We start from the raw sequence: 18,071 nt of genomic DNA, 5'->3' as shown, positions 1-18,071 counted from the left end.
TTCGCGACATGGCATAAGTGCAAAAGGATCAGTGGGCTGCATGCATCCTTACACTGGATTCCAAAGTGTCGGATTCTGCCTCATCCTTTACAACTGGTTGTGCCGCCCGAAAAAAAGCTGGTTCATAACCTGCTGCCTGCTGTGGTCTTTCGTACCTTGACGTAGCCGACTTTCCAGCACCCGCTACTTTATCCCAAACGGCTTCAGCTGCTTTTCCAAACCAGGATACTGGTGCCAGTAAATAATGAAAGGCTCTCATTTCGTTAGCCAACGTGAGTTTGTCGGCAGCCATCATTTGTTCGGCAATACCCAGTAAGAGCTTACCTTCTTTGATTGATTCCTGCGCTTTATAAATTAAATGAACCTCCTCCTCAAGCATATTATCTACATACCTGGAATCATAAAACATCGCATCCAGGGCTTGCAAACCCAGCACGCTCCAACCGACAGGCCCAGCTGCAGAACCCATTACTTCTCTTAATAAAATACTGAAACCAAGATCGCCCGCTGTCGTGGTAACCGCTGATTTAACCAGGTCCGATACATTTTTTTTTGAATTTAAACCCAGATTAAAAACAAAACTGATTAAAACCCCTCTGGGACCGAAACAGGTCTGAACATGCACCTTCGATAAAGTCTCTGGAGATGACAAAGCATGGAATAATTTATCGGCTACGTCTGCTCTCATATGCTTGCTTATGAACCCCCATCTCTCCACTGAAATTGCTTTAAAAACTTCCAGATAAGCACACTGGATATCATTATCGAGCTTTTTCTGAGCGGGCGAGTTAAAGATCCCGGCGTCCCACTCTGCCATAACGGTGAATAGATCCGCTTTGATTGTCTCTCGGTCATGCTCAGACATAAGTGACCAGACCCCATCCCACAGTATTTTTTGTTCTTCAGGTGATAACATCAACTCGCAGTCTTCAAACTCCCTATCTTTATCGGAAGCCGACCCTTTATCCTTGTCAGATTGTTCTTTTTCGGAGCTTCCATCCTTTTCCTCTTCCAGTCTGCTTCCTGACGGCCGCCTTCCTTCCTCCTGAAGTACAGTCTCAATACCGGGAATATCAGCTGGCCGAAGAGCTGAAACTATTTTGTCCAGGCCAGTTTGAATATTCGTCCGACTTGTCTGCATATAGTTGCTATTAGTCATTGGAACATCCAGCGTCAGATGCAGCTCATCGTTTCTGATGACGGTTGTTCCATTCGCCGATGTTGTTTGCAGATTGCCCGCTAATTCGTAAATAAGGACATGGGTTTCCTGTTCACCATGAATAACGGGAGTTGTCCTTGCCAGATAATCAATTCGATCCAGGGTTACTTCAGCAACCGCAATCGCTGATTCTCCTGTATTATTTGTTGCTGTTCCTCCGTTCAGACGTGACAAATCTTTCGTATTGAAACTAACTCCCGTACCTCGATAGAACTCATGATCAGAAACGGTTACTGCGCTTAATTTATCAATCTCAATATGATTTTCGCCTGGAGTCAAAATCTCTCCCCCGTACATCCGTGCTTCGTCTATGTGAACCCTGTGACCATCGGTATTAATTCCATCAACCACATAAATACCGCTGTGCTGTGAGGTAGTGGCAGAGTGTCCTGACCCCTTGTAAGTGGAAACATGACCTGAAGTACTGGCGTCGATGGACTTAGATCGGGTTACCTCCCTGTCCTGTCTGTCAATAATGTCTAGTTGTTCGATATCAGCATCTAAGGTACAAGCCTTGATCTGGGCACCATCCAGTACGACATGGCTCATGGACTGGCCTTGATGACCAAGACTCATGTTGCCGCCTGCCGATAATTCAGCAGGAACGTAATGAGTTGTTTCTGTTTTGCTATGAGAATACCCAACCGAGGCACTGTTTATTTGTCCTCCCGCTGAGGCAACTGAAGCTCTTAAGATTTTTTGATCAACGGAGGAATGCAATTCCGCTGCCGTCGCGATTATTTCAGGAGCGTTAACTACCATATCGCCATCTGCACGCACACAAACACCATGTTCCAAATCAATGCCTTCTCCTGCCTCCAGATAAACATTGCCTGCCCGATCAACACCTCCGGGGCCTTGTGTCTGGTATTTCGTAACCGTTTCGCTTTTGTTCACCAACAGACTAATACCCGGCGACCATCCTTTATCTCCTCCCAGCCCATAGCGCGCCAGTAATTCCCTGTCCAGAGTCCTCTTCGCCAATCCACGCGTCAGATTATTTACCGTGTTATATGCATTAATCCCTAAATTGGCCACGTTTACTAATCGTTCACCATCATTGTGGCTGTCAAGCATAGACCTCAGTTTTGTCATGGTGGCATCTTCAGCACTCATCATATCCATGATATTGCCACCGCTCTTCCACGCCTTCCAGGCCCCCACTCCGGTTGCAGATACCTCAAAACCGCGTTTTTTTTCCACAATTTTATGATCTAATATATCAACACCAAAGCGGATACGCCCCGAAGCCTTTAGCTCCAAATCACCGGCACCGGCAAAATAAGCCCCACACGCATCAATAGAACCGTCCGTCACCTCAATACGGGTCACACCATTATCATAAAACAGGGTAGGCATGGCCTCCTGATGCTTCTCGGAGCGCACGCGTTTTGACAGGCCCCACCAGCGACTCGAGGATTTATACTGTCGGCTCTGTGTCTTTACGCTGTATAACAGAACCGTATCGCGAGACATGATCTGGGTTCCCCCGGGGGAGGAGAAACGAGTTGCCGCAGCCTGAACACCCCCATGGCGGGTTACCAGAATGTTATATCCAGCCGACGAATGTACGGATGAATTTTTAACCTTAGTGTCCTTCCTTACCTCTTCAGACTTTTTTCCAGACCTGGTTTTTGATTTCTTTTTTGCGGAACGCTCGGTATGCTGGCGAGCCTGAAAATCGAAGCCCTGATCAGCCTCAAGATAATTGATACCATCACTTACGAAGTCCGACGCATCCGCAATGACCTTCCCTCCTGCCCGGATAAAAAGACCAACTCCATCCCTGTCAGCCCCGTTTCCTCCAGCGATTAATCCTCCATCAAATTCATAGATGTCACCACGACTGACGCGGACATTACAGGCATTGATGACGTCTCCACTGGCAAGTAATTGCGCATATTCTCCTGCTCGAACAATCCCACCCCAGTTTTCAATGTTGCCAGAAGTAGCCTCCATATAAAGATCCTTACGTCCATTGATGATTCCATCAACTCCCATAACTACTCCCCATGGGCTTTGTGATTGAACTGCTTCCTTTACCATATTTTCGGTCGAACAGGGTATGCCAAAGGGAGTAAAATGGTGGTCTGATGATTGGGAGGATTGAAATAAAGCGCCGGCGGATATATTTTTAATTTCGGTAGCTTTTATTGTAACCGTCTCGGCATTGATGGTTCCACCTAGATTATAAAAGACGCCATCCGCGGTGAAACTGGCTACACCATCACAATTTATGGCATGATTTGTTTTAATGGTTCCTGCTGATTTTACATGCAGATTACTGCTGGTAATGTGACTTAATAAGTCAATGCCTCCCTCCGTGGTGCTCAGGCTTAAATCTCTGTCCTGATGATAATCTGAGGTCATCGTAATGCCTCTGGCTTCTACGGATAAATCGCAATGTCGGTTAAAAGGAGCGTCCAGAATAATATGGTCCTGGGTTTTTACCCCCAAATGCCCGGACACAGCATACTGCTCGTACGGACCCTGGCCTGAAATAAATTGAGTTGCTTCTGCAATATGCTCGACATTAAAAAAGGCATTTTCGAGTATTGCAGAGCCGTGTAAATCGGCCATTTTGGATTCCACGTGGAAGAAATTCGTGTCAGAACCATCTTCGGCTGCTTTATTTGAAGTGATTTGCCCACCATGAGAAAAAACCGGCGTCTTAATACTGACTGAACTGGCATTAAAAGTTGATTCGTCCTGAGCTTTAAAAGAATCGGTATAAACGAATTGAACATTCTGCGCGTCCAGATGACCTGTGAAATCAAACGTCTTGCCGGCCGCGTATATACCATTCAGTTCGGTGCTGACATTGCCCCTGCCATCGAACTCAAGAATATGAGCCTGCCCCTGACTCAGTGCCAGTCGTCCTTTCTGACTGAGATGTTTTATAGTCACACTGGCATTGCTTCCACCCAAAAAGCCCGTATTATCCATAGTATTGGCCTTAAAATTTAATTGGCAAACACCCGTCATGAAACCAGCATTGCACGTATAATCTGTATTAAAAAAGGCACTACCACCACCAGACCAGCCAGTATTATAGAAATACCGGTTATCAACAGAATGACACATCAAAGACACGTCAACGCCAGTATTCACACTGAATAGAGTCTTTCTTACCCCTGAGGCCGAGAAACTTATTCCTGAGTGGATACCGATAAGGGAAGTCGTGCTGTGTTCGTTTGAAAAAATTGCGCTAAAATCTGCTCCAAGCCGTTGCCAGTCAGACACGCTGTTCAGTTCAATCATTCTGTCGGGACGGTCTCCAACAGATGTTTTAACCGTATTATATAGATTCCCAAGCAGCCAGAGATTCTCTTTCAGTTGACAGACTGTCGACATCCATTCATGTCGACGCATGGTTTTGTAGCGCTCCCAATCAAAATGGTGATACGCATCATAAAGTAAAGAGGCACGGTTTAGTAAGCCGGGCATCATAAACGCCAGATTAATGATGCCTGAGTATTTAGCGAGCAACTTGTTTGTTACGATTTTCCCAACGGAAAAAAGATTGCTCCATGACAAAACAGCCTCAGGATCGACAAGTGAACTGGAGAGTGCCAGACCACCATGAACAGAAAACAACTGGGTATTTGTATAGTTCTTAGCAGTTATAAGCCCGAGGTTTACCCCATAAAATCCCTGCATTATCAAGTCGTCACTGATATAGGCTCTACCGAGAAGATTCAAAAAATTACTGTGAACTGTCATGTTTTTAGTTGAAAATGTGCCCAAGTTGACAACCCTGTCATCAAACCCCAGATAAACATGCTCTGATTCAATAGTACCAAGGTTATTGAGTACGCCTCCTTTTGCTCGCAGATTAGCACCAAGCTTCATATTGCCCAGGTGTAAATACCGATCAGCCTCAATGAACAAATCAGCAGTTCCATTCACCATGGCGTTTTGAGTAACCAGTAATTCCCTGCCAATTTTGAGCAAGCAGACCGCTCGTTGTTCTTTACCTTCCAGCCCTGCCAGCACCTCTGTATTTTGGGTTGTTAGCAGACCGCGAACAATCATGTCTCTGGCTAAAACCAGAGCGCTGCCGTCGAGGATCATGGCGGCGGGAGACCAAATCGAAAGGGTTCTCTCAGCTCCAACGATGGTATTATGGATAATCATGTCACCAAAAGTGCCGATATTAGAACTGGCAACGACAGAATCAGAAAAGTGAGCATGCGCCTGTTGAGCAATAAGAATCAACTTTTCTACTGTAATTTTTGACTGCTTCCTGGCTCCGAATTGATTATAAATAAGCAGTTCTGCTGCTGATAACAGGCTGGAACATAAATCCGTACGTCCTGATGAAATAAATTTTCGGGTACCAATCGCGGACTCATCGCTGCTCATGGTTGAATCAGACGATGTCCTTAACTGCGACGCGCAGACTAAATGACTTCTTTTCCTGAGTCGAAGTGTGGAACCCTGCTGCACTTGCACATCTGGAGCCAATACCATGGTATTTTTGTTCAAATCCATCGTACTGTCCTGCATAGAGATGGCCTGTTTCACCTGAACTCGACTTGATTCCAGCTTAAAAACACCTCGCTCCTGCCAAATGAACTCGCAAGATATAGTAGAATCCTTCGCTTTCATAGCCCCTTGCGAATGCAGCAAACCCACGCGTACTCGACTGTGAGCATCCATCTCCAACTCACTGTCGGCGTAGTTGCTTAACTGACTGTCTGTAATAAATCGTGAGCCCACAAGCTTGAGATGGGCATGCAGATCATGACTGACAGGCTCGCTGGAAACACCGAAAAAAGCGGATCGCTCTATAGTGGCATGACCCGAACAAGAAAATCTGTTGGTGGTTAATAGGCATCGTTTCAACACTACCTGTTCTGGTATTTTACTTCCCTGTACATGAAGTTTATCCGAGAAGGAAGACAAGAAATTAATTGTCGCTTCTTCCGACAGGATCTCGATAATGTCCGTATGTACCTGCAGGTCATTAATTGTCAGTTCCCCTCTGAGTATGACTACATGACCAGAAAGGCATGAATTCGTTAATTCTGTTGTGCCGTTCAACCCGATCTGAGACTGAGCCGTAATAGTCGACTGATTGATACACGCATTGCCTTGTATCGTTTTTATATGTTTTGCTGTTATATTTGTGTTGTCTAATAGCAGGTGACCTGCTGCAACAATGGACTGACGGGCAGTAAGCCTGCTGCCTTGAACCCTAACCTGGCTCTCTTCTGCCTGCAATAAGCTATCCAGCTCTATCTCAGATTGGTTCTCAACAGTAAAAAGTCCAGCGACGACATGACAGGAACTCCCCTGATAACGACAATCATTCACAATAAAGCGACCGCCTAAAACAGATAAATCTGGCGAGTTGAAATTCGTGTCCTTTAACTCAGTTAAAGAACAATTAGCATGATAAAAACAGCCTGAAACAGTAATCAGTGATTGATGGGCATCGAAAACGCCATTTTGACGTACCGTTTTTACTTCCGCAGTACATTGATGACATGCCAATTCACCTTGATTATCCATTTCATCGATGGAGATTCTGGTATTAAACAAATCAACGATGACAGGCTTATCAAGAATTAATTTTTTATCAACAATGAAATCACTTTCTTTATCACCATCGGCATCTCCAATACGAATCTGCGTATCCCCCTGTATGAGAAGATTTATGGCATGAATGTGATGATCACCGTGCAGCTTCAAAGTTGATTTTGATTGTCCATGCCCCAAAACCATGGCATCTGCGATTAAAAAGCATTCGTTATTAACCGATAGATACCCATTCATTTCACATTGATAGGCAATCAAGCGTAATGAATCAACCTCTGTTTTAACGGTTGGGTCTTGTTTAAAGCACTGAGTAGAAACATCCAGTTGACCTGAAATTTGAAGCCCTGCCTCTTGATGAACATAAGCTGCATGAATTGACATATTTTGCGCCTGAACAGGCGCAAGAAGGCCCACTCCCTGGCGTGCAGAAAGTAAGACCGTACCTCTGGATTGGATAGACTCAGTTAAACATAATGCTTCAGCTTCTATAATAAGTGCCGATTCGCACGCCACTTTTCCGGCTATCAGCACAGGTCCGCTTGCTTTAATAAAACATTTGTTTAGTTCAAAATTCGCAAACAGGTTAACCTGTCTGGTCGTTAACGATGTAACAACCAAACAACGTTCTTTCATGACATGCCATTCAAGAATTTTTATATCGTTATCATAAACACATCCATCCTGTGCTGAAGCAATCAGATTGGCAGGGATAGTGTATTCCTGGTTTTCATCCAGACTGATGCTTACAATACTATCTTTTGGATGAGATTCCAGTCTTTTTTCTAAAGGAAAGGCATCCAAATTTTTATCTCTGGGTACCACACCAAGAGCATGTTTACCAACCGATAATATTGAAAAAAAATTCGACATGTTTTTCCTTTGTTTTCTTTGTTTATGGCACCATCCTTCCCGGGCAAAACAAGAGATCTTTGGAGGATGGTACAATTTGGTTAGCCTGTTCTGGTGCGTATTCCTCTTGTTCTTTCCGCCTGTGCCAAACCTGCGTCGTTAGCGGCAGTCTGACTTGCATTCGAAAAGAAACCTGCTCTTGACGGACCGGTAAGCGTTTCAGGCTGCGAAACTGATACCTGATGCCTTAGCAGGTTTTTCATGGTGGTATCAATCGAGTCTTGCTCCAGGGCGATTGTCTCTTTAAGATCCTCAACATTATTTTGTAAGGTATTAAATTTCGCCTCTAGAGCCTGCATTTGGAGCATCACGCTCATTAACCTGTCGGAATCTAATTCCCTACTGAATGCCCTCGCTGATTCTGTTTCACATTCCTGGGCTGCTAAACTTTTATTATCCACTTCAGCAGAAAGATTACCCATGGCAGCTCCAGCACCAAAGACCAAGGCAGTACCTACAGCTCCCCCGGCTCCGAATAACAGGGCAACGGGAAGAGTGACGGATAAAGTAGCAAAGGCAGCCAGGCCTAAAGAGAGCCCCACGGCCATAGAAAGAATACCGCCGGTTGCGACATGTCGAATTGTACTCATAGGTTCACCTGTTTCATTCGTGTCTGTTGAAGGTTACTCCTAAAGTCAACAGACTGTGGTTTCAAAAGCAGCCTATAACGATCTGGCGGCTGGTTTGTGTTGGTCCTTATCCGCGGGTTCAATACGGCGGAAACATTCTTCAGCCAACGTTTTAACTGCCTCATGGTGCTGCAAAGTCTGTTGGTGAATACGGGGCAGATAATCACGGTCAGCTTGAGCCTCCTCCGCTGAATATCTGGGATAATCTTTTAAAAGTCGGGAAAAACGAGTAACAAATAATTCTATTTCCTCTCTCCCCCGCCGAAATGTATCAGGGACAACGCTACAGTGCATGTCAGAACTGCTCTGTGCGTAATGCAGATCCATCATTTGTTCAAGCGTATCAAGTATGGTGTCTCGTTCGAGATCAACCTCCCTGACCATTTGATTATACGACTCAAGCTGATTAGTTAAGTCTTTCTTATCATCATCGCGAGTTATTTGATTCGATAAATTTTTAGTTAAACGATGGCAAAAAAAACCAAAGCAGGCTCCAACAAGAACCCCTATCGAGGCCCCAATCACAGAATCAGTTGTCATGTATATCCTCATTTAAAAATAATGCTCAAGAAGTTAAGCGACCATCAGTTAGGTTTTTAGTTACTATCTGAGTTATCAAAATCAACATAATCACCATTTTACTTGCAGGAAATCACGTCAATTTTTCAAATTTTTTAACGAATTAAAATAATCGATCACGTTTATTTTAATTATTTCAATACGATAATGCCGCATGGGTTATTGTTTATTCACAAACTATCTCTTTGGTTTTATTATTCGTTATTTCCTGGATTTTGATAAAAAATGGTATTCATTTTCATCATTCATCGCATCAAATCTACTTTTGGGTTTATTTTATTACAATTTTGAGAGTGACATTACCGTAGAAAATACGGGTAGGTTTGATGTGGAAGTATCGTTGTGGCTATTGAACGAGAGAAATAAATTAAAAGTTGGTTACGAAAAAAGAAGCTTGATTTGATTAATGCATTGAACCAAGAGCGGGGCGACTTGTATCAATTGATTATTTAAAATTGTGCCACCCGACAGGAGATCCCTCACTGCGTTCGGGATGACGTGTGTAGTTACCTTTATTCTATTATTCCCCAATCAATATGATAACTTTGCCATCACAAGCAGTATTAAAGACGTTCATCTGATAACGAAAAAATAAAGCAAGAATCCATTAGGTTCCGTGAACAAAATTTAATTATTGCATAAAAAACCGTCGTTGCGAGCGTTAGCGAAGCAATCCACATCGAATCTTCGTTAACACGCTGTAATGGATTGCTTCACTTTGTTCGCAATGACGACTTATTTGCAATATATTAAAAATTCGTTCACAGAACCTAAGGACTGTTGACATTTCAATATATTCAAGCCTACTTTCCGCGACTTGTTCGCGGAATCGATAGATCTTGCGCAAAACAAGAATGTATTGCGCCCATAATAATTAATTGGATCCCGAGAACAAGTCACGGGACATCAAAACATGAACTATCAACAGCCCTTAAAGATAACGTTGATCAATAGACGTTACCAATTGTTGGTGAATGCCATTAAATCCCCTGTTACTCATTACTAAAACAGCATCTCCTTCCCTCACAATACCTGTAATTTCCTTCACTATCTCGTCGTTATTTTTACAAATTTTATAAGGGCAGGTCCAATCAGCCACTGTTTCATTCAAATCAAAATCATGAGGTTCCAATACGAAGGCACCATCGACAGGTGCCAGAGCATGCGCCATTTCACCGGCATGAACACCTGTGCGCATGGTATAAGAGGCAAACTCCATGACAGCAAAAATACGCTGGTGCCTTTTACTGCGGGTTAACGCATCAATTGTTTTAGTAATCGCCGTGGGATGATGGGCAAAATCATCGTACACGGTAATACCGTGACGGTTTGATTTAACCTCCAAACGCCTTTTAACCGGAGTAAAACTCTCCAGTGCTCGTGCGGCAACTTCAGGTTTTACACCGGCATTGGCACTGGCGGCAATTGCAGCCAAAGCATTCTCTATATTGAAACGGCCAATCAACTTCCAATGGATCTCTGCGACTACCTCACCTGAATGAAGGACTTTAAATGCAGATCCACTTTCATCCAATAGTTCCGCTGACCAGTCTGCATTACCCGTCAATGATAACTCCTCTACTCGAGAGTACTTGCCGCGAGCCAAAACCTCATTCAATGCTTTGTCATCTCGTGGTTTTATGGCGACGCCACTGGTAGGTATTGTTCTCATTAAAAAATGGAATTGTTGTTGAATGGCTGCCAGATCGGGGTAAATGTCAGCATGATCAAATTCGAGATTGTTTAAAACTGCAATTCTTGGTCGGTAATGCATAAATTTAGGGCGCTTATCAAAAAAAGCAGAATCATATTCATCTGCCTCAATGACAAACCATGATCCTTTGCCCAAGCATGCGCTGGTATTAAAATCGGTAGCAACCCCCCCAATTAAAAAACCAGGATTCAATCCCGCCTTATCAAGTATCCAGGCAATCATCGAGGTAGTGGTTGTTTTTCCATGGGTACCAGCAACCGCAATGACCTGATATCGTGATAAAATATTCTCTGCAAGCCATTGTGGACCTGAAGTATAATTTTTACCTGCTTCTATAACTGCTTCCAAAACAGGCATTCCACGCTTGATGGCGTTTCCAACTACGACCAAATCAGCTTGTAAAGCCTGTGTACTGTCCTCATAACCTTCAGTCCAGGTAATGCCTTTGGCCGCAAGCAAATCACTTACCGGTGGATAACAATTGGCGTCGCTCCCGGTCACTTTAAATCCAGCATCTCTCGCAAGCAAAGCTAAAGCACTCATGAACGTTCCACTTAAACCTAATACATGTAAATGTGTCATAATCTCATCGCCAAAAAGTAACCGTTAATACATTAACTGCAATTAAACCAAACGCAGCCAAAACTGATTGAACCGTGGTACTGCTCATTGCTGATTTATAGATGTAGGCAGTAAGTACAAATTGCCAAACAGACAAACCCAAAGTCACGAATAAATATATCACAGCAATAAATAAAACAAGTGGATTTTTAAAATGAGCATTTGCGAGATAAGAATCGACTAAAAATAAAGGACTGGCCAAGAGATGAATAATCGCATGGGAGGTACATAAGCAAGTCACTGTCTGCACCCATCGAGAGCCCAAGCCTCTTAAATAGAGAATAGCAAAGGTATAGACTACAAAGGAAAAAACCAAACTAAGGGCAATCAAAGTAGTAATTAACAAGTCATCAGAAAACTCAAGTTCAGAAAAGTTCCATTGTATGGTCATAACCAAAGTTAAGAATAAAATACTGATTCCCATTAAAAAATGAGAATAGGGAGTATTATCAGGGGTTTCCTGAAATATCACCAGTTTCCAATAAACTAAAAATAATGATGCCAGCATAATTTAATCATTTTTTGATAATTTTCTTTTCGATGCTCAATTGCTGGACTATAGGTTGATTCCATGGTCCAGACACCTTGTAACTATAACCCGTAATTTTTTGCATGCTTTGGTTAATAATCTTGTTCGCAACCCAGGCTGCGAGTCCTGCAATTGGACCACCAGCAATCGTAGCAACTATGGGCAAGCTGGCTGTAATGTGAGGCGAAATACTCAAATTCAAATCATACATTCGACGCACCAAATCAAGATCACCTTTCATGCTGGCGTATGCCACAGGACCATCAATATAACTGTCCTGTGTATTCATAATGCCATTTTTTACAGTGAAATTCCCTTTAAATACATCAAAACTGTACCCTTGATGAGACAAATCGCTAAAATCGAGTTTCAAACGTCTAGGTATCGTTTGTAAACTCAAAATGCTTAATAATTTCCCTAATCCCAGCTTTTCCTCTGTTTCAGGACTCAAATGAGTTATTCGACCATTTTTAAGCTGAAGGTACATGGTTCCATTTAATGAAGCCAGAGAAAAATCATACAAAGTCCCCTTCCAACCGCCATTAAACTCCATATCGCCTTTGCCTGCATCAACTGCCGGAGTAATTTGCCATAATTCCAGACTTTTAGCCAAATCATTTAAATGCAGTTTCACCTGCATCTTTGATTGATTGATCTTTCCTTTTTGTGTCCATTCCCCATTAATATTAGCCTGATAAAATGGTGAATCAATTCTGCAATAATCAATTAACCAGCGTTCGGGTGAAGATTGACTTTTCAGAGTCATATTACCTATCTGCTTGCTCCCTAGCGAGAAGTTGTCAATGCGTAAATTGAGGTTAGGGATTTGATCTGGACTCGACCTTACTGTTCGCTCGGAATATTTGCCGTTTTTTTCAAACGAAGTTAAATGCAAATATTTAATAAAACCACTCAAAGAATGTGTTGCTGTTCGATAAGTCAAATCACCTGCTATGTTCTTCTGATTCAGATTAAACGCCCAACCGCCATCAGGAAGGATTTTAGCTTTCACCGCCATGTTATCAAAATGCTGATTGAGGAAGCTTAACTTGCCCAAGGTAACATTAATGATTCGAAGTTGTGCTAATAAAGATGAGCCCGTTTGTTCCGTTGCAAATGAATCGTATACTTTTTTCCATTCATATAAATCAAAGCCATCTAAAGTACCCACTACAGACAGGCCAGGCTTCTCTTGATAAATAGCTTCCGAACTTCCCAATCGAATTTGTCCTGACTTAAATACAAGCCCCCCTTTATTGACTTGCATCAAAACATCAGAACTTAAACGACCATTGTAGTTCGATCGTAATCGTATTGCTTTTTTAGGGTTAAAATCCAGTTTCACTACCAAAGGAACTTGAGTATCAAAAGGTTTACCCATCGGCGAGGGCAGATTTACCGCCAACCCCTTAAGATTGGATTGAAGCACAACACTGTCCATATCATTAGGATCATCAGTCAACTTAATGGTTGCCTTGACAGAAAACATCCCCTTAAGCACGGATAATAAGGGAATATCAAACTGTTTTTTTAAAGAGTCGACGGTACACTCACCATCAACAAGAACAGAGGTTTCTGGTTCTGGTTTTTTAACCGATTTAATTTTGATGTTTAAAGGAAAACCAAAGGCATTTGCCTCCAAAGCACTATGAGTCACCCCTTCTTCATCGAATGATAAATCACCACGCACATCCTCAACCTTAATTGCCCCCATTTGATGTTTTACTGCAATAGTGTTGTTTTCAAAAGCCAGATCTCCCCTGACAAGGTTGTCATCATTCTCGGGGTATAATGGCAGTTCAAGTCGCAAATTTAATAATACTAAACCAGCAACGGCCAGCCGCTTTAACGCAGCCAGTTTTTGTTCTAATGGAGAGGCCAAAACAAAGTTCAACATTTTTTGCGCTTTGCCATGGATTATGCCATGTATTAACAGCGTTTCTTTATCCTTGCCTATATCATCAATTCGTAAATGCATTTGATTCACAGGAACTCCCTGAAAGTCACCATGCACCAAATCAATCTCAAGATTGCGATTTTTTAAACGAATATAACCCTCCAGATCTGTTATTAACTTCCACTTGGAAGTAATAAACAATTCGCCCCCGCTGCCATGACTGACTATGGAAAATTCTCCATTATTGTTGTCAAAGGGAAAGTCATTAAGAAAACCATTAAAGCGAATGGTTCCCGTTGCGTTGGCTATTCGTTTGATGTCGGTGGTCAGCCACAAATACAATTTTGGTTTCAAATATTCTTTAGGCAGAAAAGCAGTCCATTGTTGCAAATTTTTTCCAGAAAAATCAGCATCGAGACGTACGTGTCCAACAGAATTTCGGGTTACCTGATCAATCACGCCCTGCGCACTGATGGTCAAATCAGGTTTACTCATTATTAATCGCTCAATGCTTACCTTGAATCCATTACCCAGTTCTTTCCAATCAACTGCTCCATTAAAAAGATCCAATTGCTGAAGAGGATAATCTTTTACTTTGACCGATACCTTCTCTGAATCCAGCTCAAGCCGCCCTTCCTGCGGCTGCCAGTTTAGCGCACCCGAAAGATTTTCTATTGCAGGAACCGTTTTAATTGCATTCCAGCCTACATGCTCAAATCGGGTAAGAATATAATTGACTTCTTTATCTTTTATAAACAATTGAGTATCAGTTAAAACACCATGCGGCTTGGCCTGTAATAACTCGGTTATGGAAGAAGGCCAGTTAATTGCATCGGTTAACAAGGATTCAACAATAATGGATTTAACAAAGATCTGGTATTGATTGTCTGGCTTGTTGTAATGAATTAATAATTGATTCTCTGGCCAACTGATGCCAGCAGCACGCAATTTAATGTGATCGGCCTGAAATTCCCAGCCATTAGCCTTTGGTTTCCATGCGAGATTGGCATAAAAGGATTGAATTAACTCACTTGTTTTTTTATTGGTTAAACGCCAGGCTAACCGTTTTAATTTCACATGAGCTTGAACTGATGTAACCGTACCCTTATCGAGATCGAGCCAAACAGCCAAGTCACCTTTGCCCCCTTCCAATTGCTCTGTGGTATTTGGAAAAACATGTTGCCATTGAGCTGGAACAATGTGTTTTGCAGCAAAATAGATTTGTCCTTGAGTATTCTCAAAATGATTCAGATCAAAACGTACATCCCCGAGCAGTTGAAATTCAGTACTGTTGGTCTGCTCCAATCGCGCCTCACCGCGAATTTTATAACGGCCACCTCGATTCACAATGGAAACATTGAGTCCGCTAACTGGAATTAATCCACCATCACTAAAATAAAAATGAGCTGAAACATGCTTAATGATTAATCGTTCTTGTTGGGAAAGCCAACCTAACACGAGCTTTGTCTGTTCCGGGGTAAACTCATTATCTTTAATCGAGGCTGGAGAAATGCCATCTATGCTCCAATGTCCCGCTTTCTCACGAAATTTAAGATGAATATCATCAATATAAAGAACGCCCGGCTGGATACGCCAATACCAAAGTGATTTAAATAAGTTAATCCCGACCAGCAGTTGCTGTAAATGTAATGGGTTCTTTTTATCGCCATCAATGCTGACTTGCTTTAACTTAAGCACCGGTTGAAACCAATACCATCCTGTTTCCATCGTTTGAACAGTAACAGGTTGGCCTAAAAGAAGACTCAAGTGCTGCTCTACTTCACCTTTGTATTGTTTCGCCCAAGGAGTTAATGAGCGGAATATGCTTGAGAAAACAGCCGCTAATATAATCAAGATAGCCAAAGCTATCCAAATTTTCTTTATTATACTATTCACCGAAAGGGTTTGATTCGTCATAAGTTTTTTTACTATACCATTGCTTTTGCGCATACTCATCACTTTCTTTTTGATCGCGCCGTTCTAATTTAATTTGTTCCTCTTTTTTAACCCGTTCAATGAGTTTGGCTACACCCTCTTCTGCTGCTTTTGCGAGTTTATAATTCATCTCCAGTTTACTTCTGGTTTTAGCCAATTGAGCCAAATGAGAATTCAATTGTATTAAAGCAGTATCTAAATGACTAATAAAATCAATACGATTTCTTAATCTTCCTACGGTACTGCCCTCATGACCTATTTGTTCCAGTTGATGTAAATAATCTTGACGATATACGACGAGCTGCTCATGGCGTAATTTATTTTGGTTAAATTGCTCTTTTGATTTTCTCAGCTCTATTAAAGCGTGATTGGTTTCTTCATTTTTTAAATGGAGTAACTGATTTAAACGATCCAGGCGCTGACTCATTAACTAGCTCCGATAGAAGTTGAAATCAATTGTGAAAGCTGTGACACACTGTCCTTATACGTTACCCGATCATTTATACCCTGGGTTATATACTCTTTAAATCTATCTATAACCAAAACAGCTTTATCCAGCAAAGGATCACTCCCCTTTGCATATGCGCCAAGTAATATCAAATCTTTATTTTTTTCATAAATTGATATCAGTTTTTTAAACATTAAGGTGTCTTTCATCTGTTCATCAGACACGATGGATTGCATCACTCGGCTGATCGACGCTTCTGTATCAATTGCCGGGTACTGACCCTCTTCAGCTAGCGATCGGCTTAAAACAATATGCCCATCCAGAATGGCTCTTGCGGCATCAGCGATGGGATCCTGCAAGTCATCCCCTTCAGCTAATACGGTATAAAATGCCGTTATTGAACCTTTTCCTGGCATGCCATTTCCTGCACGCTCTACCAATTTGGGAAGTTTGGCAAATACCGAGGGAGGATAACCCTTGGTTGCTGGAGCCTCTCCTATGGATAAGGCAATTTCTCTTTGTGCCTGGGCAAATCGAGTCAAAGAATCCATAAGCAGTAATACATGCTTTCCCTGATCACGGAAATACTCAGCGATACTTGTAGCAACCATGGCTCCATGCAACCGCATCAATGCGCTCTCATCCGCAGGTGCGGCAACAACTACAGCCCTCTTAAGCCCTTCCTCGCCCAAGTTAAATTCTATAAACTCTTTAACTTCTCTCCCACGCTCACCTATCAAACCCACAACAACCACATCCGCATTAGTAAAGCGGGTCATCATACCCAATAAAACAGACTTTCCGACTCCACTTCCTGCAAATAAACCTATACGCTGTCCACGACCTACCGTTAATAATCCATTAATTGCCCGAACACCGACATCCAAAGGCGTGTCCACAGGAGCTCGTTTTAAAGGATTGATAATTGGGCTAATAAGCGAGTAGGAATTGACTAAATCAAGGGAAGGTCCATCATCGATCAGCAAACCGGAACCGTTTAATATGCGTCCAAGTAATTGAAACCCAACCCCCACTTGCGCAATCCGCCCTGTAGGGCTGATCATCATCCCTGGTGCCAGTCCCTGTATTGTGTCTATAGACATTAAATACACACTATCATTGCTAAATCCTACCACTTCAGCCTCAACTGAACGTGAATCATCTACAGTAACCAGGCAGCGCGCACCTATCGGTTGATTAAAACCTTTTGCCTCAAGAGTTAAACCTACAGCGCGACTGATTCTGCCACAATGCATTAATCCAGAGTGTTTGATCTGCCTAATATCCGAAAGGATCTGGTATAATTTTGACTTATAAAGAGCCATTATCCAATCCTGAATTCAGAGGTTCAAAGGGCTCGTTAAGGTGGTCCTTATTGATGTATTGGGCAAATAAAGTGGTTAATCGGGTGTGTAATCTGCCATCCAACTCACTATGCTGCCCCTTTAGATAAAAATCACCTCTATTTAAGGCGGGATCTGCAAATAAAGCATCAGTAATTCCAGGTACATCTTTCTCACCAATTTCAGATTTAACCCACTCGATATCTTGGGGATGCATCCCCAAAATCGTGGCTCCACTTAAGGATGGCAACTCCTTTTTTATTTCGTTGAAGAGCATTTTAAATTTATCCGGGTGTACTGTAAGTTCAATCCCAATACAATATTGGCTCAACCAAATCAACGTGTTAATCACCTCTTGGATTAATTGTTCATCAAGCAGCTGAACTGGATTTTTGAACCATTCAATCCATTGAACCAATTCTGCTCTTTTTAAATCGATCTCCTCATGAGCTTGTCTCATTCCTTCTGCAAAACCTTTTTCAATTGCCTCCTGCTTTAATTGTGCAATTTGCTCATTTAATTGCGCTTCCAAATCAGGTTTTGATGGCTCATCAGCTTTGACATGTTGATAATCCCAGGTGTTAAACCCCTTAGTGTCAGATCCCATAGGAAAAGGCTGAAATTCTTTAGACATATTCTAAAATACCTTGTAATTTAAGATGAATACAGAATCATTTACTCAGTGTCATAAACGCAAGAACGAC

General features: G+C 42.3%; 9 protein-coding genes. All 9 read right to left on the bottom strand.

Annotation, left to right across the window (positions count from 1 at the left end; genetic code table 11):
- Positions 1–28 precede the first annotated feature (28 nt).
- Positions 29–7,633, bottom strand: a complete 7,605-nt coding sequence (locus ELY21_RS06740; RefSeq protein WP_127108063.1) for a hemagglutinin repeat-containing protein — start codon at positions 7,631–7,633, stop codon at positions 29–31.
- An 80-nt stretch (positions 7,634–7,713) separates the two neighbouring features.
- The gene (locus ELY21_RS06735) at positions 7,714–8,262 is read right to left on the bottom strand and encodes a hypothetical protein (protein ID WP_127108061.1); all 549 of its coding nucleotides are present in this window, start codon (positions 8,260–8,262) and stop codon (positions 7,714–7,716) included.
- A gap of 72 nt (positions 8,263–8,334) precedes the next feature.
- Positions 8,335–8,841 (bottom strand): hypothetical protein, encoded by a 507-nt coding sequence (locus tag ELY21_RS06730; RefSeq protein WP_127108059.1) that lies wholly within the window; start codon positions 8,839–8,841, stop codon positions 8,335–8,337.
- 970 nt (positions 8,842–9,811) lie between these two features.
- The gene (gene mpl / locus ELY21_RS06725) at positions 9,812–11,179 is read right to left on the bottom strand and encodes a UDP-N-acetylmuramate:L-alanyl-gamma-D-glutamyl-meso-diaminopimelate ligase (RefSeq protein WP_127108057.1); all 1,368 of its coding nucleotides are present in this window, start codon (positions 11,177–11,179) and stop codon (positions 9,812–9,814) included.
- Between the two features lies 1 nt (position 11,180).
- The gene (locus ELY21_RS06720) at positions 11,181–11,723 is read right to left on the bottom strand and encodes a hypothetical protein (protein WP_127108055.1); all 543 of its coding nucleotides are present in this window, start codon (positions 11,721–11,723) and stop codon (positions 11,181–11,183) included.
- 7 nt (positions 11,724–11,730) lie between these two features.
- Positions 11,731–15,558 (bottom strand): YhdP family protein, encoded by a 3,828-nt coding sequence (locus ELY21_RS06715; protein WP_127108052.1) that lies wholly within the window; start codon positions 15,556–15,558, stop codon positions 11,731–11,733.
- A complete protein-coding gene (gene fliJ / locus ELY21_RS06710) occupies positions 15,530–16,003 on the bottom strand; it encodes a flagellar export protein FliJ (RefSeq protein WP_127108050.1) in 474 nt (157 codons plus the stop codon). The genes ELY21_RS06715 and fliJ overlap by 29 nt, the downstream gene beginning before the upstream one ends.
- A complete protein-coding gene (fliI, locus tag ELY21_RS06705) occupies positions 16,003–17,349 on the bottom strand; it encodes a flagellar protein export ATPase FliI (protein WP_199741660.1) in 1,347 nt (448 codons plus the stop codon). Before fliI ends, fliJ begins: the two co-directional genes overlap by 1 nt.
- A complete protein-coding gene (locus ELY21_RS06700; RefSeq protein ID WP_127108046.1) occupies positions 17,336–18,001 on the bottom strand; it encodes a FliH/SctL family protein in 666 nt (221 codons plus the stop codon). The genes fliI and ELY21_RS06700 overlap by 14 nt, the downstream gene beginning before the upstream one ends.
- Positions 18,002–18,071: the final 70 nt, after the last annotated feature.

This window comes from Legionella sp. km535, from assembly GCF_003990085.1.
Classification (GTDB): Bacteria; Pseudomonadota; Gammaproteobacteria; order Legionellales; family Legionellaceae; genus Legionella; species Legionella moravica.
This window is presented reverse-complemented; position numbering and strand designations above follow the sequence as displayed.

What these genes read in the sequence shown, in the direction of transcription:
- ELY21_RS06740 (WP_127108063.1), bottom strand. Translation starts at nt 7,633, where the DNA reads ATGTCGAATTTTTTTTCAATATTATCGGTTGGTAAACATGCTCTTGGT.
- ELY21_RS06735 (WP_127108061.1), bottom strand. Translation starts at nt 8,262, where the DNA reads ATGAGTACAATTCGACATGTCGCAACCGGCGGTATTCTTTCTATGGCC.
- ELY21_RS06730 (WP_127108059.1), bottom strand. Translation starts at nt 8,841, where the DNA reads ATGACAACTGATTCTGTGATTGGGGCCTCGATAGGGGTTCTTGTTGGA.
- ELY21_RS06720 (WP_127108055.1), bottom strand. Translation starts at nt 11,723, where the DNA reads ATGCTGGCATCATTATTTTTAGTTTATTGGAAACTGGTGATATTTCAG.
- ELY21_RS06715 (WP_127108052.1), bottom strand. Translation starts at nt 15,558, where the DNA reads ATGACGAATCAAACCCTTTCGGTGAATAGTATAATAAAGAAAATTTGG.
- fliJ (WP_127108050.1), bottom strand. Translation starts at nt 16,003, where the DNA reads ATGAGTCAGCGCCTGGATCGTTTAAATCAGTTACTCCATTTAAAAAAT.
- fliI (WP_199741660.1), bottom strand. Translation starts at nt 17,349, where the DNA reads ATGGCTCTTTATAAGTCAAAATTATACCAGATCCTTTCGGATATTAGG.
- ELY21_RS06700 (WP_127108046.1), bottom strand. Translation starts at nt 18,001, where the DNA reads ATGTCTAAAGAATTTCAGCCTTTTCCTATGGGATCTGACACTAAGGGG.